This is a genomic window from Pedobacter sp. (genome assembly GCF_040513095.1).
In the GTDB taxonomy this organism is placed as follows: domain Bacteria; phylum Bacteroidota; class Bacteroidia; order Sphingobacteriales; family Sphingobacteriaceae; genus Pedobacter.
In genome coordinates this window covers 1-18,873 of record NZ_JBEVDX010000085.1, presented here as the reverse complement: position 1 = coordinate 18,873, position 18,873 = coordinate 1, and the positions used below count along the sequence as shown (strand labels likewise).

12 protein-coding genes are annotated in these 18,873 nt (G+C 45.2%); 8 read left to right on the top strand and 4 right to left on the bottom strand.

Annotated features, from left to right (window positions below):
• The 3 genes from ABWY16_RS10455 to ABWY16_RS10445 all read left to right on the top strand — a co-directional run.
• A partial coding sequence (locus ABWY16_RS10455; RefSeq protein ID WP_353904588.1) for a hypothetical protein occupies positions 1 to 301 on the top strand: 301 nt, incomplete at its 5' end.
• A 189-nt stretch (positions 302 to 490) separates the two neighbouring features.
• A complete protein-coding gene (locus ABWY16_RS10450) occupies positions 491 to 2,392 on the top strand; it encodes a beta-N-acetylhexosaminidase (RefSeq protein ID WP_353904587.1) in 1,902 nt (633 codons plus the stop codon).
• A gap of 29 nt (positions 2,393 to 2,421) precedes the next feature.
• Positions 2,422 to 4,725 (top strand): family 20 glycosylhydrolase, encoded by a 2,304-nt coding sequence (locus ABWY16_RS10445; RefSeq protein WP_353904586.1) that lies wholly within the window; start codon positions 2,422 to 2,424, stop codon positions 4,723 to 4,725.
• A 212-nt stretch (positions 4,726 to 4,937) separates the two neighbouring features.
• Here ABWY16_RS10445 and ABWY16_RS10440 read toward each other — a convergent pair whose 3' ends face one another.
• Both ABWY16_RS10440 and ABWY16_RS10435 read right to left on the bottom strand, forming a co-directional pair.
• On the bottom strand, positions 4,938 to 5,714 hold the full coding sequence (locus ABWY16_RS10440) for a 3-keto-disaccharide hydrolase (RefSeq protein WP_353904585.1): 777 nt from the start codon (positions 5,712 to 5,714) through the stop codon (positions 4,938 to 4,940).
• 104 nt (positions 5,715 to 5,818) lie between these two features.
• On the bottom strand, positions 5,819 to 6,733 hold the full coding sequence (locus ABWY16_RS10435) for a carbohydrate kinase family protein (protein ID WP_353904584.1): 915 nt from the start codon (positions 6,731 to 6,733) through the stop codon (positions 5,819 to 5,821).
• 155 nt (positions 6,734 to 6,888) lie between these two features.
• Between ABWY16_RS10435 and ABWY16_RS10430 the strand changes: the two genes are divergently transcribed.
• Positions 6,889 to 9,933, top strand: a complete 3,045-nt coding sequence (locus tag ABWY16_RS10430; protein ID WP_353904583.1) for a SusC/RagA family TonB-linked outer membrane protein — start codon at positions 6,889 to 6,891, stop codon at positions 9,931 to 9,933.
• 17 nt (positions 9,934 to 9,950) lie between these two features.
• Positions 9,951 to 11,459, top strand: coding sequence for a RagB/SusD family nutrient uptake outer membrane protein (locus tag ABWY16_RS10425; protein WP_353904582.1), 1,509 nt, complete (start codon positions 9,951 to 9,953; stop codon positions 11,457 to 11,459).
• Positions 11,460 to 11,539: 80 nt separating this feature from the next.
• Here the strand turns inward: ABWY16_RS10425 and ABWY16_RS10420 are convergent, their stop codons facing one another.
• On the bottom strand, positions 11,540 to 11,923 hold the full coding sequence (locus ABWY16_RS10420; RefSeq protein WP_353904581.1) for a response regulator: 384 nt from the start codon (positions 11,921 to 11,923) through the stop codon (positions 11,540 to 11,542).
• Between the two features lie 430 nt (positions 11,924 to 12,353).
• Between ABWY16_RS10420 and ABWY16_RS10415 the strand changes: the two genes are divergently transcribed.
• The 3 genes from ABWY16_RS10415 (at position 12,354) to ABWY16_RS10405 (ending at position 16,396) form a co-directional block, all read left to right on the top strand.
• Entirely contained in the window at positions 12,354 to 15,074 is a 2,721-nt protein-coding gene (locus ABWY16_RS10415; RefSeq protein WP_353904580.1) for a TonB-dependent receptor, read from the top strand.
• Positions 15,075 to 15,234: 160 nt separating this feature from the next.
• A complete protein-coding gene (locus ABWY16_RS10410; RefSeq protein WP_502930993.1) occupies positions 15,235 to 16,035 on the top strand; it encodes a HipA family kinase in 801 nt (266 codons plus the stop codon).
• Entirely contained in the window at positions 16,013 to 16,396 is a 384-nt protein-coding gene (locus ABWY16_RS10405; protein ID WP_353904579.1) for a DUF3037 domain-containing protein, read from the top strand. The genes ABWY16_RS10410 and ABWY16_RS10405 overlap by 23 nt, the downstream gene beginning before the upstream one ends.
• A 170-nt stretch (positions 16,397 to 16,566) precedes the next feature.
• On the opposite strand, the gene ABWY16_RS10400 is transcribed toward ABWY16_RS10405, so the two are convergent.
• On the bottom strand, positions 16,567 to 18,873 hold a 2,307-nt coding region (locus tag ABWY16_RS10400; RefSeq protein WP_353904578.1), incomplete at its 5' end, for a M1 family aminopeptidase.

Below are 18,873 nucleotides of genomic sequence, written 5' to 3'. Positions count from 1 at the left end.
AAAAGGATTGATTTACGGTTTCTGGATGTTGCTTATTGCAGGTATCTCCGGTTTACTCTATGGCCTGGCTGCAGGAATACTGATCCAGCCGCTTATATTTGTAATTATATTCTCTACCCTGCTGATCATTGTCAATTTTTTTATATCAGCCCTGCTGATGTTGCTCAATACAGTTTTGCTGATGCCCTTCAAAAAAAGCTTCAGCAACATAACCCGGTATTTTAGCTGGTCTTTCGGTATTTTTATTGTCTTCTTTCTTACCTATACTTTGATAAACTATAGTGGTATACATGTTTTTTAAAAGACTTGCCCGGGTACTACCTGAGATTAATCCGCCGCGTTTCCTATTGTATTTTCTTTGTTAAAGAGGCTAAAACTTCTTAAAAAAATTAAAAACGATAGGTTTTGCAAGATCTTTTGATTTATTTAGAATGTCGTTTCGCCACCTGGCCAAAACTGCCCTAAATAATCAACCTGAACCTCAGAAGATATGCGAAAAATTCAAATTATTTTATTGCTAACCCTTTTTATTTCGGCCTCCGCGCTTCATTTAAAAGCTGCTGAACCACGCAGGGTACATTTAATACCCGAACCGGTATCCCTTACGGAACAGATAGGGGAATTTAGCCTGGATAACACTGTTTACCTGGAACTGAAAGCAAAGAACAAACAGCTTCAGCAAAGCCTCAAATGGTTTTCAGCGAAAATTCAGCGTGCCACAGGTATAGATGTCAGTAAAACAAAGGGGACAAAGAAAATTACAGTTGTACTCAACACAGAAAATGATGGGGAAATTGGTAATGAAGGCTACCGTTTAAAGGTAAGTCCGGAACAGATTACCCTGACTGCCAATACAGCTGCAGGTGCTTTCTACGGACTGCAGACCATCATACAGCTATTGCCATCAGCTATAGAAGCCAGGCAGCAAAAGACTGCAGTCAGCTGGACCATTCCTTCAGTTGAAGTGACGGATTACCCAAGATTCGGCTGGAGAGGTTTGATGCTCGATGTGAGCCGACATTTTTTTACAAAAGAAGAAGTAAAAGGTTTTATCGATGAAATGGTAAAATACAAATACAATACTTTCCACTGGCACCTGACAGATGATCAGGGCTGGAGAATTGAAATCAAAAGTTTGCCTGAGCTCACTAAAAAAGGAGCATACAGCGTGAAAAGAACAGGGCGATGGGGCACGTTTCTGCCTGCTCTTGCCAATGAGGAAGCGACATACGGAGGTTTTTATACCCAGGAGGATATAAAAGAAGTGGTCAAATATGCGCAGGATCGATATGTAACGATACTGCCTGAAATTGATGTTCCGGGACACAGTCTGGCAATGATCAGCACCTATCCCTCGCTAAGCAGCACAAAGAAACAATACAGCGTAAATTCTGGATGGAGAACGGATCCGCAGGACGATAACTCTCTGGATCCATCCAATGAGAATGTGTATAAGACGCTGGATAAGGTGTTTACCGAAGTAGCTAAACTTTTTCCCAATCCTTATATTCATATAGGGGGTGATGAAGCTTATAAAGGTTACTGGGAGAAAAATCCCGACTGCCAGAAGTTAATGGCTAAAGAGGGATTAAAAGATGTGGAAGAGCTGCAAAGTTATTTTATCAAGAGACTGGAGAAGATCCTGGAATCGAAAGGAAAAAAACTTATCGGCTGGGACGAAATTCTTCAGGGTGGACTGGCACAATCTGCGACGGTAATGAGCTGGAGGGGAATGAATGGTGGGATTGAAGCGGCAAAGATGAATCACCCTGTGGTGATGACACCATGGGATTATGTTTATCTTGACCTTTACCAGGGCGATCCGCTTGCAGAGCCAGATACGTATGGGCTGTGCAGATTAAGCGACAGTTACAATTATGAACCTGTTCCGGCCGGAATTGATGAGAAACTGATCCTGGGTGGCCAGGGAAATTTATGGACAGAATCAGTGCCTACCTACAGACATATGGAATATATGGTATGGCCCCGATCTATCGCCCTGTCAGAAGTATACTGGAGCCCAAAATCCAAAAAGAACTGGCCGGATTTTATGAGCCGACTGGAAAATGAATTTACCCGTCTGGATGCAGCCGATATCAACTATTCGAAAAGCTGTTATAATGTGATATTCAAACCGGTAAAAGAGGGACGTAATGATGTATCGCTGACCATGGGTACCGAGGTGCCGGGACTGGAAATCTACTATACATTTGACAACACATTCCCTGATCTTCATGCCCTAAAGTATGATGGTTCTGTACTGAATTTCCCGATGGGAGCATCACAGCTCAACGCGGTGACTTACCGTGACGGCAAGCCGATTGGCAAACAGATCAATATCAAAAAGGAAGAACTGATTAAAAGGAGCGAGGCTGCGCGCCATATCTATTAATCGCAGCAACCATTAAATCATTCGCATACATGAATATTTACCATTACCGTAAAGTGATCTGCCTTGCCTTTATTCTGGGCGGCAGTTTTATTCACGGTGCCCATGCACAGGAAGTTAATAATAAATTTCCTCTTATCCCTTACCCTTCAGTTTTGAATGAAGGCAAAGGCAATTTCACCATTACTGCGAAAACCCTGATTGTTTCGGCAGACCGTCGTTTTGAGAATGAAGCAGCTCAGCTGAACCTGCTGATGCAGCAATACCTCGGCAGCCCCTTGAAAAGGGCCAGCACAGGTGCGGCAGCACAATCAATTGTATTGAAGTATGATGCGGGCATTGCCGCTCCTGAAGGTTATCGCCTTGCTGTTACTGCAAATTCTGCTGTACTGTCTGCAAAGGAACCTGCAGGGGCTTTCAGAGGCATAGAAACACTGAGACAGCTGCTTCCTTCGGATGAACACAGCAAGACACTGCTGAAGTCGGTTTCAGTACCGGCAGTTACGATCGCAGATCAGCCTGCCTATGCCTGGCGAGGTATGCACCTGGATGTTTCGCGGCACTTTTTTTCTGTAGCCTATTTAAAGAAGTTTATCGACCTGCTGGCATTGTATAAGTTCAATAAACTGCACCTGCATCTTACCGATGATCAGGGCTGGAGGATTGAGATCAAAAAATATCCCAAACTAACTGAGGAGGGTGCCTGGCGAACATTCAACAACCAGGATTCGGCCGTGATGGTTAGGTCCAAAAATAATCCGGATTTTGTGATTGATCCCAAACACATCATCCAGAAAAATGGAAAGACTTTGTATGGTGGATTTTATACCCAGCAGCAAATGAAGGGTGTTGTGGCTTATGCACTGGCAAGACATATCGATATCATTCCTGAAATCGACATGCCCGGACACATGATGGCGGCAATAAACAGCTATCCTTTCCTGACTGCAAACGGGGAGAATAAATGGGGCAAGCTGTTTACGACGCCGATCTGTCCCTGCAAGGAAACAACGTTTGAATTTGCGCAGAACGTGTTTACAGAGGTCATGGAAATTTTCCCAGGTAAGTATATCCATATCGGAGGTGACGAAGTTGACCGCAGTTCCTGGGAGCAAGCCGAAAGCTGCAGGGAGCTAATGGCGAAAAACAATATTAAAACTACTGCCGAGCTGCAAAGCTATTTTATCAACCGCATGGAAAAATTCTTCAACTCCAAAGGCAGGAAGCTGATCGGCTGGGACGAGATCCTGGAAGATGGCATCAGTTCCACGGCAGTAGTAATGTACTGGCGCTCATGGGTGCCTGACGCACCGGTGAAAGCGGCTAAAAATGGCAACCAGGTAGTGATGTCGCCAGGAAACCCTTTGTATTTTGATAACGAGCCCGACCGCAACTCACTATATGAGGTTTATCACTTTAACCCTATCCCGGCTAAACTTCCAGCTGCTGAAGCCAAAGGCATCATCGGCGCACAGGCCAATACCTGGTCGGAGAAAATTCCTTCGGAAAACCGTGCCGACTATATGATTTTTCCAAGAATGACAGCACTGGCTGAAGTGTTATGGAGCAATAAGGATCGTTACGAAGGATATCTGCAGCGGTTGAAACTACAATTCCCCCGCCTGGATGCGCTGAACGTAAGCTATCGCCTGCCAGACGTCTCTGGATTAGTGGAACGTAATGTATTTACAGATGAGACCGTTTTAAATCCGGCAAAGCCACTGGCTGATCTGACTTTCCGTTACACAACGGACGGTAGTTTGCCTTCACTGAGTTCAGCAGCGCTGAATGCTCCCCTAAAGATCAGTAAAAATATGTCCATCCGTCTCGCTGCATTTACGTCTATGGGAAGAAGAAGCGACATCTATGATCTGCAGTATACGCAGCAGGATCTTGCAACGCCGGTGCAAACCTTTGTCTCGAACCCTGGCTTAAGCTGTAATTACTATCCGGGTGAATTTAAGAATGCGAAATCAATCACAGGTGAACCAAAGGCTGTCTTTACTGTTGAGGGTATCGTTGTACCCCAAAAGGCGGACGCCCCAAGTTTCTGCCTGAAATACCAGGGCTACCTGGACATTCCAGCTGACGGCATCTATAGTTTTTACCTGAACTGTGATGATGGCGGTATCCTGAAAATTGCCGGCAGGGAAGTAGTTGACAATGACGGACCGCACGGCCCTTTTGAAAAAAGCGGACAGGTGGCACTCCGTAAAGGTCTGCAGCCGATCGCCCTCGATTTCATTGAAGGCGGAGGAGGTTATACCTTAAAGCTGAAGTATAGTTTAAACGGATCTCAGCCTACGGAAATTCCCTCCAGCTGGTTAAAACACTAATCGCCTCTGCTCTTTATCCTTCCGGTTTATCCTTAATGTTTGCCCGCCCTGTTTATCCGCTTTGCCGGATGCGCGGGATAGGGGAGGATTACCTGGAGGATAATCTTTAAAAACAAAATCACTGTACTATTTGATGCCTTCGGGCGTATTTCCGCGCCCGGCAGCATCAAATAGTACAGTGATTTTGTTTCCAGCGAAGCAAGAAATCTCCCCTACAACTCGCGCAACCAGATATTGCGGAAACTTACGGGCTCACTCTTGTCTCCATGTGCCTGAAGCTTCACAGGAAGCGGGCCATGTGCCTGACGATACGCCGCAGGACCCACATATTGCGTTGGTCCCTTCAGTTCAAAATTATTCTGTACAAGCACGCCGTTAAACAATACCGTAACATTTGCAGGTGTATTTACAGAGCTGTCAGCTTTGAAAGTAGGAGCCGTCCAGATGATATCATAAGTCTGCCATTCGCCGGCTTTCTTTGATGGGTTTACCAGGGGAGTTGTCTGTTTGTAAATACTTCCCGCCATACCATTAGTATAAGTCTTGTTATCATAGTTGTCAAGAATCTGGAGTTCATATCCCAGATCGCCCTTGCCCATCGAAGCCAGGAACAAACCGCTGTTGCCTCTCAGTTGTCCGGTGCCGGAAATGTTCTGAGGCACACGCCATTCAATGTGCAGCTGGTAATTGCCAAAAGACTGTTTGGTTTCGATATTTCCCGTTTTTTTGTCCACTGTCAAAATACCGTCAGCTACAATCCATTTTGCGGGCTGTGACCTGTCGTCTGTCATCACCCACTGGTTTAGGTTTTTACCATCAAACAGGATGATCGCATCAGATGGGGCTTCAGAGTTGGTTTTTGCTGCGGTTACCTTCTTAGGCACCGGCGTATAAAATTCGGTATCCTCATGTTTGGCCTGTCCTTTCGCTGTTGATAATGCAAAGGCAGCCAGGCAGGCTGAGGCAATAATTGTTTTGTGTAGGTACATGTTCAAAGTATTAGTTTATACTGGGTTTTCAAGTTGAAGATAAGACTATAATTTCAAATAGCTATGTCTGGTAAACCGTTTTATTAAATTTTTACCCCGATCAGTTAAGCCTGCCGCTCATGGCTGATGATAAAGTCACTCAGATCCGAGTGGGTGTAAGCGGGACAAGCGCCTGGCTGACTGGCGATAAAAGCCCCCATAGCGAGTGCATAATCAAGTGTTTCCGGGATTGCACAGCCTGTAAGTTTTTTGTAAAGGAATGCCGCCAGAAAAGAATCTCCAGCACCAATGGTGTCGGCAACTTCTACTTTATAAGCTTCTCCGGAATAAGACAGGTTGCCGTAATAGTAACTGGCTCCCTCTCCGCCTTTCGTCACGATGATTTCGGCAATACCAAATTTTTCCTGCAGAAAGCTGATACAGTCAGGTTCTGCAGCTCCGCTTTTATAGAACCAGTCTGTTAAAATGCTGAGTTCATCACTGTTCAGTTTGAGCAGATCGGCCCTGGACAACAGTAAATCTGCTGTCTCTTTTGAGTAATGTGGTGCCCTTAGATTGATGTCCAGCACTTTGAACTTTGCTGACTCCAGCAATTCAAGCAGGGTGTGGCGCGATGTGTCATTCCGCGCTGCGAGACTTCCGAATACGAAGGCATCGGCTTTACCTGCCAGGTGTTTCAGCTGCTCTGAGCAGCTGATGTAATCCCAGGCTGCATCAGGTAATATATCATAAACAACTTCATGGTTCTCCCTGACCTTCGCGATGACTTCGCCGGTAGGATAGGTCGGATCAGTCTGTAAAAGATCAGTAGGAAGGCCTATCTTTTCAGAGAAATCAAACAGTTCCTTACCTGCCTTGTCATCACCCAAACGGCTGATCAGCTGGCTTTCTGCACCAGTTCTGTTGAGGTGATAGGCCACATTCATAGGTGCACCACCAGCTGTACGCCCGGTAGGAAGATTATCCCATAGGATTTCGCCAAAGCATATGATGCCGGGTTGAATTGATTCTTGTGTCATAGTGCCATCCAATGTAGAGAAATATTTTTTATATTTTAGAATACGCAGTATGAAATAGTTGTGTATATTTATATAATGATGATACTTTATTTGCAGGATAATCAGATATCCTGCCGATAAATATTTTTTATTATTTAACCTAACCAAATTTAACTATGAATGCGTTTATACCACAAAGGTGGTTTGCCTTTAAGGGCAGGCCCGAATCCACGTCATGGCAAAAATTATTTCTGTTTTGCTGCACACTCATTCTCCTTAATTTTTCTTCCTATGCTCAAACTATTTTGCGTGGAGTAGTATCTGACAACGAGAATAACCCCCTGCCCGGCGCGACCATAGCTGTTGTGGGGAGCCCGGTAAAGGTAATGACAGATGTAGATGGAAAGTACACCATTACCGTTCCCGCCACGGCAAAACAGTTGATCTTCAGTTTTGTAGGTCTCAAATCTCAGACGGTAGCTATCAATGGAAGAACTACAGTTAACGTTGTTTTAATTTCCGGAACAGACCTGGAAGTAGTTACTGTAGTTGGATATGGCTCCGTAAAAAAGAGTGATGCCACTGGCGCTGCAGCAACTTTATCTGCCAAAGATTTCAATAAGGGGCCGCTTACTGCGCCCGATCAGTTGATTCAGGGTAAGGTGGCCGGCGTTCAGATGATCAGTAACAGTGGCCAGCCCGGCGGTTCTACTACGGTGCGTATCCGTGGAAATACTGCTATGACCGGTACCGGCCAGCCGCTGTATATCGTGGATGGTGTGGCGCTTGATGGAAGATCTGCCAGGCCAAGTCCTACCGCAGGCGGCCAGGTGGGAACAACTAATCTCGGTACTGCCACCGGTGGTAACCCCCTTAACTTTATCAATCCTTCTGATATTGCCAGTATGGAAATACTTAAGGATGCTTCAGCCACTGCAATTTACGGTTCGCGAGCAGCTTATGGAGTCGTGCTTATTACCACCAAAAGAGGGCAGGCCGGAGAAACCAAGATAGATGTAAATGCAACTGCGGGTATCAGTAATTTGGCCCGTTCAATTGATGTGCTGAACGGGGATGAATACCGCGCCGCCCTCAAACAATATGGTTTAACATCGGGCGATTACGGCGGCAATGTAGATGCTATGAAAGCAATTACGCGTACAGGCTATAATCAAACATATAACATTGGTATAAGTGGTGGCAGCAATGGAAATACCTTCCGTGCATCTTTCGGTTACCAGAACCAGCAGGGTATTATCATTGGAACGGACTTTAAAAAATACAGTGGGGCTTTCAATGGCAATTTCAAATTCCTGGAAAGCAAAAAGCTGGGGCTTGATGTAAGCCTGATCACCAATCAGTACACTGAAAGCATCGCACCGATTACTACTGATGCCGGTTTTACAGGAAGTCTGATCAGTCAGGCTTTGAGCTGGAATCCTACCCGCTCCCTGTATAACCCCGATGGCTCTGTATTTATTGATAAGGCTTCTACAATTATCAATCCTATGGCGATGTCCACGGCTTCCAGCGACAAGTCAAAGGTGTCTACCATCCTGGGAAGTGTTTCTCCTTATTATAAGATTACGCCATGGCTGGAATACCGGATGCTGGCCAGTATTAACTATAGTACCGGTATCCGGAGACAGTCGCTGCGGAGCTTCCTCAATTTGCAGGGGGTGCTGGCTGACGGAGATTTTCTGGGCGGATACGCAAGCCGTTCAAACAGCGAGCTGATCACACAGCAGTTTACCAACACGCTGAACTTCAATAAAGAGATTGTCGGAAAGCTGAACCTGAATGCGATTGTGGGTTACGAGTATACCAATTACATAAACAAAGGACTGGTGAGCACCGGCAGGGGCTTTGGCGATATTCCTGTAGATTATACGGATGTGATGCAGGTTACAGCACCTGCCAACAGGGGTTTATATTCTTTCAATGATCCAAAAACCCAGTTACAGTCCTACTTTGCCAGGGCCATATTTAACTATGATAACAAGTACCTGCTTACAGCTACTGTGAGGGCCGATGGCTCTACCAAATTCGGGGCTGATAACCGCTATGGATATTTCCCTTCATTTGCGGCTGCATGGAATATCAAAAATGAGGATTTCATGAAAGATGTGGGTTGGATAGACCAACTGAAGTTCAGGGCAGGTTATGGACGCACCGGTAACCAGGAATTCCCATCCGGATCTTCTCAGCAACGCTACAACTACACTTATTCCAATGGGCAGCAGACCCTGGTTGGCGTGAACAACGAAAACCGCAGGTTAAAGTGGCAGTCGGACAAACAGACAAATATCGGGGTTGATTTTGGCCTTTTTAAAAACGTGCTGACAGGTTCGGTGGATTTCTTCGACAAGACCACCACAGGACTCTTATTTCCTCAGATACCTTTCGCCCCCGCAAATCCCGGGGTTACAGCAACATGGGTAAATCTGCCCGGAGAAATCTCCAACAGGGGAGTAGAGCTTACGCTGAATACCAGTGTAATCTCCAGAGAAGATTTTGCGGTTAATCTGGGTGGTAACGTCACATTCATCAAAAACGAAGCTAAAAATATTGAGGGGATTATCAAGACCGGTTCACTGAGCGGGCAGGGCCTGAGCGGGGTTACCCTTGAAGTGATTCAAAGCGGGCTGCCTTTATTCGGAATGGTTACGCGTGAATACAAAGGGCTGGATGCGCAGGGATTTTCTCAGTTTACAGATGACGGATTCACCTATTATTACCTGGGCAACCCTAATCCAAAAGTAGTGATGGGCTTCAATGCTGATCTGAGGTACAAAAAATTATCACTAAATGCCAGTTTCAACGGTTCATTTGGCCAGAAGATTTACAACAATACGCTGAACTCGGTATTACCACTTCCAAACCTTGGTACGCGTAATATCTATTCCGGTCTGATCGGGAATGAGATACAGGAATCGCTGGCTAATCCAATCGCGGCTTCATCGCGGTATATTGAAAATGGCAATTACGTGAAGCTCGCAAATGCTACGCTGGGCTACAATATCGGCAACGTCGGCAAGTCGATTAAAGCACTGAATATCTTCGTTAATGGGCAGAACCTGTTTGTGATTACCAAATACAAAGGCTTTGATCCTGAAGTCAACGTGGATAAAAGCGTGGGCGGAGTTCCATCAGCAGGTATAGAATATGTACCCTATCCAACTGCACGAACTTTCAACTTTGGCCTCAACTTTTCTTTATAACCTAATACTTGAACACGATGAAAAATATATATATCACAGCTTTTGTAGCCCTTGGCCTTTCATTATCAGGATGTACCAAGCTTGACGAAAGTTTAAACGGACAAATTGGCAACCAGGGCGTGTCTTCGGGCAATGTTGCCGGTCTGCTGAATGCAAGTTATACCGCAATGCGCAATCCATACCAGGGCCCCTGGGGATGGTGGTCTTTACAGGAATTTCCATCTGACGAGGCAATTGTGCCCACGAGAGGGGGCGATTGGGATGACAACGGTGCCTGGCGGGCCCTTCACTTACATCGCTGGGCAGCTGACCACAGCAGGATATCCGATGTATTCAGAGATCTGAACAGTGTAAGTTATGTAGCAACGAATGTGCTTCAGTTTAGCCCAAGCGCTTCACAAGCTGCGCAGGCAAGATTCCTTCGCGCCTTTGCGCAATTTTCGATCCTTGATGGCTGGGGAAAAGTACCTTACCGTGATGCGGGAGAGGATGTAACGCAGCCTTCACGTGTGCGGAACACCTCTGAGGAAATTGCTTACCTGATTTCTGAACTGACGGCTATATTACCGGATCTGCCTGACGGGCCTAATTACAGTGCTACAAAAGATGCTGCGAGGATGCTGCTTATGAAGGTATATTTGAACAAAGGCGCTTTTACTAACCGGACTGCCCCGACTTTCGACGCTGCAGATATGGCTCAGGTCATCACGCTGGCAGATCAGATCATCAATTCAGGTAAATATGCTTTAAGTCCATATTACGATAATTTTGCTCCAACCAACAATCTGCTGTCAAAAGAGAACATCTTCACCGCACAAAATATTGGAGGCTCTGACGCCGGCGGGGTGAGAGATATCTGGAATACGGGTTTGCACTACAACCAGAATCCCAGTGGGATCAATGGTTTTGCTACCCTGTCTGACTTTTACAGGAAATACGAAGCAGCTGATCAGCGTCTGGGTGGTGCCTATCCGGGCGTAACAAACGTTTCAGGTTTGAGAGTAGGATTTTTGGTAGGACAGCAGTTTGATCAGAATGGTGCCCTGCTCAAGGATCGCCGCGGGAACAATCTGATCTTTACGCCTGAAGTCAGTATCATTGAGCGTGATCCAAACCACCTTGAAGTTGCCGGTATCCGCATTGTTAAATATCCTGTTGATTTTGCAAATACGTCTACAAATCTTGCGGAGAACGACTGGGTGTATTACCGGTATGCAGACGTTTTGCTCATGAAAGCTGAAGCACAGCTGAGATCGGGACTGACAGCGGCCGCATTACCAATTGTCAACTCGCTGCGGACAGCGAGAAATGCAACTCCTTTTCCGGCGCTTACCCTGGATAATCTCCTTGATGAAAGAGGAAGGGAATTTATCTGGGAAGGAATAAGAAGGCAGGACCTGATCCGCTTTGGGAAATACCTTACGCCATGGCAGGAAAAACCAACGGATGATCCTAAATATCTCGTGTTTCCTATTCCAGATAACCAGCTGGGCAATACCAACCTCCCTCAGAATCCAGGTTACTAGATTGTTTTTTACCTGGGCCTCAATAGGCTTCTTTGCAAAGGTAAGCCGCTTCCCTCCGGGGGGCGGCTTACTTTATTTCATTAGCCATTTGCTGCGATAGATTTGATGGCTGTAATCATTTCCGAAGCCCTTGATTCTTTCCGCAGATATCCTCCGGCACCACTTTTCAGCATTTCAACAATAGAGTTGTCTTCATCGAATATGCTTAACGCCAGCACTTTTACAGAAGGATATGTCTTTCTTACCCATTTGGTAGTTGCATAACCATCCATCTGTGGCATATTGATGTCCATCAGGATCACTTCAGGCAGTCGATCCTTACTCATGATTTGCTTCAGTTCCAAACCGTTCGCGGCATCAAAAAGAATTTCCACCTCATCTGATTCATTGAGTAAGCTGACCAGGCCCTTACGGAACAAGGTATGGTCGTCAACGATAGCAATAGCCGTTCTTTCTTCTTCCATAGGCTAAAGATATGAACCAAATTGTCTGTTCTAACACCTGTAACAGAATGAATACTAAATTGCTGTCCATCGGGATATTGCAGTTTGGCTTAGTCTATTTCCTCGATTTTGGATATTTTGTCCCTGTTCAAGAGCTGAAAAATCTTTTATCTTGTTATTTATTTCATTTTTTTCATGGTTTAATGGTAATATCTTGTGTAATTTCTGATTAACGATTATTAATTTATATTATAATTTGATTTTTATTATCTTTTTCCTGAAAAATTGATAAAATCAGACCTATAAATGTATAAATAGTTGTAATTAAGTGAATTATTATTTGTTTTCTCTGTGTTATTTTCATTAAACTTCAGTTATAAATGTTTAAATTGTTTAAATGGCTGAAAATTTCAGTCTTAAACTAACAATTAACTATTAAAACCTTCCTATTATGAAAAAAATCTATGAAAAGATTGTTTTTTGCTCCGCTATTTTCTTGGGATTTCTGATTTTATCCTTTGATACTTCTGCACAGACTATTATTAGAGGTAAAGTGACTGATAATGAGAATAGCTTACTGCCAGGTGTTTCAATTGTTCCATCAAAAGGTGCCGGTACAGTGACTGCTTCTGATGGTGGATACACGCTAAATTTACCCGATGGCACTTATACCTTGTCTTTTTCTATGGTAGGTTATAAAAAGACAATAAAAAGTGTTGTTTTAAAAGGTGTTACTGTTGTTTTGGATGTCAGCATGGAAGATTCGGGCAACCAGCTGAATGAAGTTGTGGTTTCGACGGGTAGCAGGGCTTCTAAAAGAACCCTGACAGACAGCCCTGTTCCAATAGATATCATTGGAGCTGCCGATCTGAAAAGTACGGGGCAGTTAACCTTTGATAAGGCCTTGCAATCGAAAGTACCGTCGTTCAATACTGTGAATACGCCGGTAAACGATGCGACATCTCTGCTTGATCCGTATGAAATCAGGAATATGGGACCGAGCCGTACGCTGATCCTGATCAATGGAAAACGTAAAAACTCCAGTGCCCTGACCTATATCCAGACATCTCCCGGCAGAGGTGAAAGCGGCGCGGATATTTCTGCTATTCCTACTGACGCGATTAAACGTGTGGAAATCCTGCGCGATGGAGCATCGGCCCAGTATGGATCTGATGCAATTGCCGGGGTAATGAACGTTATCCTTAAGGACAGGTTTGACTACGGTTCGGTCACTGTGAATTCCGGCATCACCCACAAAGGTGATGGTGAAATGATAGGCTTCAGTGTAAACAACGGTGCTAATTTTGGCGATAAGGGATATGTAAATTATACCATTGATATGCAGCATACCAATATGGCAAATCGTCCGGGTAAGGTAGATGCAGCTGCAGAAGCTGATGCCAACCTGGGTTTTGGTGTACCGGTCAGTACGGTCAATGCATTTTTAGCAGCCTACCCTGACGCTAAAAATATCAATGCCTCTCCCGAAAATTCATCTGCAAAATTCCTGGTCAATGGAGCCATCCCTATATCAGAGAGTACAGAGTTTTATTATAACGCTGCCTATATCTATAAGAAAGTAAATAGTTTTGCCAATTACCGTACGCCATACTGGCGGGATACAGACTTTGGGTTGCTGCATGACGCAGGTACACCTTACCTGGGTTACGGACCAACTTTCGAAGGCGATCTAAAGGATTACAATGCTACTGTTGGTTTCCGATCCACCAGTAATGGCTGGAAAACCGATGTAAGTTTCACAACCGGCGGTAACAATCAGCTCTATACGGTAAACAATACCCTCAACAGGGGCCTGGGTGCTTCCAGCCCGATCAGCTTTAAACCGGGTGGTTTTGATTTTACCAATAACATAGGCAACATTGATATTTCCAAAGCTGTAAGTGATCAGCTGAACATTGCATTTGGATCCGAGTTCAGACAGGAAAACTTTACCATAATTGCCGGTGATACGGCTTCTTACGTAGCCGGAGGTGCCGATTCTTTTCCAGGGTATGGAGCCAACAATGCGCTTACTGCCACACGTTACAATATCGGGGGTTATGCCGATGTTAGTTATGATATTACCAAGCAGTTCCTGATTAACGGAACGGCGAGGGTAGAGAAATACAGTGATTTTGGAAATGCCTTTGTCTGGAAGGGCAGTACGCGCTACAAATTATTAAATGATAAGCTAACGCTGCGCGGTTCGTTGTCCACCGGATTCAGGGCGCCTTCATTACAACAGATTAATCTTCAGATTGCACAGGCAAGTTTTGTTCCGGGCGAAGGGATACAGACAAAAGGACTTGTAAATAACAACAGCCCTCAGTCGAGATTACTTGGCGTACCGAAACTAAAAGCAGAAAAATCGCTAAACTATACTGCCGGATTAGGTCTGAGCCCGACAGATAATTTCAGTGTCACGCTGGATTACTACAGCATCCGTGTTAAAAACCGGATTGTGTTGAGTTCGGAGATCGGGCATACCGATAATCCTGACGCCCCGGGACTGGATCAGGTGCTCAATGACAATGGAATTGTTGCCGTAAGTTTCTTTGTGAATGGGATTGATACCCGTACACAGGGACTTGATTTTGTTTCCAGCTACCGCAATATCAGGCTTGGAACAGGAGTACTCGGACTGAATGTGGCAGCAAACTATACGATGCAGAACAAAGCACTGGCTATCAAAAACCCACCTTTGATTGCTGCATCCGGACAAACGGTAGTTGACCAGACTCAGCTGGCTTTGCTGCTTTCCTCAAGACCAAAGTCAAAAGTGATCTTTGGTGGTGATTACCGCATTGGTAAAGTTTCTGTTAACCTCAATAATACTGTAGTTGGCCCAACTACTTTCCATCAGGCCGGCCTTAGTGATAACCTTGATACAAAATTCAGTACGAAAGTGTTAACAGATCTTGGTGGCACGGTTACGCTGCTGAAGAATGTAACACTTGCCGTAAATGCACAAAATATTTTTAATGTTCTGCCAAAATGGAAGTTCAAAGCCTTAAATCCGGCAGGAGAAGCTGAACTACAGGATCCTGCTGCTGTGTTTAACTATACAAATTTACTAACCTTCAATGGAAGGTATTCTACTACAACATATGATGGTTCTCAATTTAGTCAGCTGGGCGCTACGTTTGTAGCCAGTCTTAAGGTTACATTTTAGATCCCGCAATTCCAATCAGCATGTTCCATACCGGGCATGCTGATTTTTTTTGCTGACAAGTGCAGGTCTGACCAGCTGTCTGCGCGATTGAATTTAAGCTGAAAACAGTTATCTTAGCGCCGTAAACTCAATTAAATTGATTTACATAATTGAGTTTTCTATGATAAATACCAATGAACTTCAATTGCGTACTGTAAATGTGACCCGCTATGTAACCCCCTTGCGTGAAGGCGGTTCAATGCCGGCAATAGCAGAGGCAGACGATGATTTTTTATATGTATTAAAATTCCGTGGTGCCGGTCAGGGGCCGAAAGCGCTGATCGCTGAGATCATCGGCGGCGAGATAGCACGTGCACTCGGTTTCAGGATGCCGGAACTTGTTTTCGCAAATCTGGATGAAGCCTTTGGGCGTACCGAACCAGATGAAGAGATACAGGATCTGCTCAAAGCGAGCATAGGCCTGAACCTGGCAATACATTATCTTTCAGGGGCAATCACATTTGATCCTGCCGTAACAGTTATTGATCCGAAGCTGGCTTCACAGATTGTATGGCTGGACTGTCTGCTGATGAACATGGACCGTACCCCGAGGAATACCAATATGCTGATCTGGCATAAGGAATTATGGCTGATCGATCACGGGGCCTCTCTCTATTTCCATCACTCCTGGCAAAACTGGCAGGAGCAGGCAAAGCGTCCCTTTGCACTGATCAAAGATCACGTATTACTGCCATGGGCTACAGAGCTGGAGCAGGTAGATGAGGAGTTCAGGGTATTACTGCCAAAAGAATTGCTGCAGAATATTGTAGCGCTGGTCCCTGAAGAGTGGCTGTTGGCAGATGCAGCATTTGAATCTGCAGCCGCACACCGTGCCGCTTATGTCGAGTTTCTCGAAATCCGCATTGCTCATTCTGAAATTTTTGTAAAAGAAGCACAACATGCAAGAACTACACTTATTTGAGTATGCGGTCATCCGCGTGGTACCAAGGGTAGAACGTGATGAATTTCTAAATGTTGGTGTGATCTTGTACTGTGCCCGTAAAAAATACCTGACAGCGGCTTATATGCTTGATGAGGAACGCCTGAAGGCATTTTCGTCAAAGCTTGATGTAAATGAACTCAGAAATCATCTGGACAGCCTCATGCTGATCTGTACAGGATCAAAAGATAGCGGGCCGATTGGGCAGCTGGATGCGCCATCACGTTTCCGATGGCTTACTGCGATGCGCAGTACGGTGATACAAACTTCAAGGGTCCACCCTGGTTTTTGTAAAGACCCTGAATTGAAACTCCGGTTTCTGCTTGAGGAGCAGGTCCTCTAGAACACACTATTGCATAAAAAAGACCATGCCCTGTATCGGGGCTGCCTGCTGCTTTTTCAGCAACGGGCAGCCCCGATACAGGGCATGGTCTTTTTGCAATTAAGCCCGATCCCGAGACTATTTAATCTGATCTGGTCCGGCCTGGTCTCAGCTCGTTTGCCCTTTATAAATTATCTGGCATCATTGATTTGTTTGACAGCATCATCAGCCGCTTTTGCTGAAGCATTATCATTCATTTTATCACGCAACTGTTTGATCTGTTTCAGCACGTCAATCAGCTGAGGCGCAAAACCCATTGGTTTATATTTGATCGCAAGGTCTTTGATGATCGTGATACCCTGTTGTGCGTAAACAGGATTCTGCACATGTGCAGTCATGTAAATAAAGTCCTTCAGCATATCGTACTGCGCCTGTCCGCCGGCGTTGCTGAATTTCTGATAAACATACGGCCATTCTGCATCTGATCCGCGCTGCGAATAGATCGTGATCACAGCATCAGTTAAAGCACCTTCACTGTCTTTTTCGAAAGACTTTGCAAGTGTAAGTCCTTCTTCTGGTTTTACAGTTGCAAGCGCATTCAGCGATGCTCCCGCAACCGCATAAGACTGACTTTTCAAGCCTTCCTGATATAAGGCAGTCTGCAGCTCTGCACCTTTTGAGGAACCGACAACATTGATCGCTGCTGCTTTAACCAGGTTATTGTCGTCCGTTTTCGCAAGTTTAAGAATCGTTGGCAATGCAGCGTCACTTAATGCAGTGTTAGCCGGGTCAATTAAATTCAATGTTTTCAGGCGCAGACCGTAATATTTATCCTGCAGTGCTGCAAGAATAATTTTTTGCGCAGTCTGGTCTGCCGGTTTTGCTGACGCAGCTTCTATAGCTTCCAGACGGTCCATGTACAATGGTGCATTCTGATACTGGAACAAAAACTCCTCAAGTGATTTGTTATCGGTCTTTTTGCTCAGGATGATTTTTTCTGCATCAACATTGACCAGGCTTGGTTTGCCCGCAAGTTTGTAGGTTAAGGTATCCGATTTGCTGTCCATCCAGATTTGGTGGCGTTCCTTTTTCCCAGCTGTATAAACATCAACAGCTATAGGTAACAGAAAGGCTTTGCCTTCCTGCGTTTGCCTGATGTACACAGTTTGAGTTTTCGACTGCTCATCCCATTTGTAACTGATCTCCAGTAATGGATGGCCGGCACCGTAATACCATTGGTTAAAGAACCAGTTCAGGTCTTTACCACTGGCCTCTTCCATTGCCAGGCGTAATTGCTGCGCCTCGCCGTTTTTGAAGGCATTGGTTTTCAAATAAATATTCAGGCCTTTGAAAAAAGCCGGCGAACCAAGATAATGGCGCAGCATATTTAAGATTCTGCCACCTTTCTGGTAAGATACCCCGTCAAATACATCCTGCTGGTCGTGGTAGTGGAAACGTACCAGGTCTTTCCTGGCATTTTCGGGCATTCTGAGGTAGCTTTCAAGCGCTTCATGGTTATGCTCGTCACCTGCATCCTGTCCGTATTTGTGTTCTGCCCAGAGTGTTTCGCTGAAATCGGCAAAAGATTCATTTACAGTGATATTGCTCCAGCTTTCAGCGGTTACGTAGTCACCAAACCACTGGTGGAAAAGTTCATGAACAATTGTGCTTCTTCCGGCATCATAATATCTGTCGGCCAGCTCTCTTGCAGTTCCCTGTACATATGCACCATGCAAGGTAGCAGTGGTGTTTTCCATCGCCCCGCTTACGTAGTCGCGTACTACGATCTGAGCATATTTGTTCCATGGGTATTCGACACCCAGGATAGTGGAATAAAAGTCAAGCACTTCAGGCGTAAAACCGAAAATCTCTTTTGCATAAGGTGCATATTTTGGCTCCAGATAATAGCTTACTTCTTTGTCATGCCATTTGTCTTTATAGATTTTGAAATTCCCTACGGCCATCATAAACAAATAAGGGGAGTGGGGCAGTTCCATTTTCCAGGTATCCGTTCTTGTTCCGTCGGCGTTCTTTTTTTGTGAGGCCAGGCGGCCGTTGGACAGCGTCACATATTTCGCAGGTACGGTCATGCTGATCTCGTCGGTAGTTTTCTGGTTGGGCCTGTCGATCGTCGGGAACCATGCCGATGAGCTTTGCAGCTCGCCCTGCGTCCAGATCTGCACGGGTTTGTCCTTTTCGGTGCTGTCGGGATTGATGAAATAAAGTCCTTTGGCATCGGTAATAGCTGCGCTGCCCTTTACTTTCAGCTCATTGGGTTTCGCGGTGTATTCGATGTAAACCGTGTAGTTTTCTGTGCTTTTATATTCCTTATCCAGCTTGATGGCCAGGCTAAGGCTGTCATACTTGTACTTCAGCGGAACATTTTTTCCGTTTTTCACAATACTCAGGTTTTTAATGTCCATTCCCTGGGCATCCAGTCGCAGTGAGTCAGTAGGGTACAAATGAGGTTTGATAGTTACCCATTCCTTTCCATACAT

Bases quoted from the DNA above. Each gene is read 5' to 3' on its own strand.
- ABWY16_RS10450 (WP_353904587.1), top strand. From the start codon at position 491: ATGCGAAAAATTCAAATTATTTTATTGCTAACCCTTTTTATTTCGGCC.
- ABWY16_RS10445 (WP_353904586.1), top strand. From the start codon at position 2,422: ATGAATATTTACCATTACCGTAAAGTGATCTGCCTTGCCTTTATTCTG.
- ABWY16_RS10440 (WP_353904585.1), bottom strand. From the start codon at position 5,714: ATGTACCTACACAAAACAATTATTGCCTCAGCCTGCCTGGCTGCCTTT.
- ABWY16_RS10435 (WP_353904584.1), bottom strand. From the start codon at position 6,733: ATGACACAAGAATCAATTCAACCCGGCATCATATGCTTTGGCGAAATC.
- ABWY16_RS10430 (WP_353904583.1), top strand. From the start codon at position 6,889: ATGAATGCGTTTATACCACAAAGGTGGTTTGCCTTTAAGGGCAGGCCC.
- ABWY16_RS10425 (WP_353904582.1), top strand. From the start codon at position 9,951: ATGAAAAATATATATATCACAGCTTTTGTAGCCCTTGGCCTTTCATTA.
- ABWY16_RS10420 (WP_353904581.1), bottom strand. From the start codon at position 11,923: ATGGAAGAAGAAAGAACGGCTATTGCTATCGTTGACGACCATACCTTG.
- ABWY16_RS10415 (WP_353904580.1), top strand. From the start codon at position 12,354: ATGAAAAAAATCTATGAAAAGATTGTTTTTTGCTCCGCTATTTTCTTG.
- ABWY16_RS10410 (WP_502930993.1), top strand. From the start codon at position 15,235: ATGATAAATACCAATGAACTTCAATTGCGTACTGTAAATGTGACCCGC.
- ABWY16_RS10405 (WP_353904579.1), top strand. From the start codon at position 16,013: ATGCAAGAACTACACTTATTTGAGTATGCGGTCATCCGCGTGGTACCA.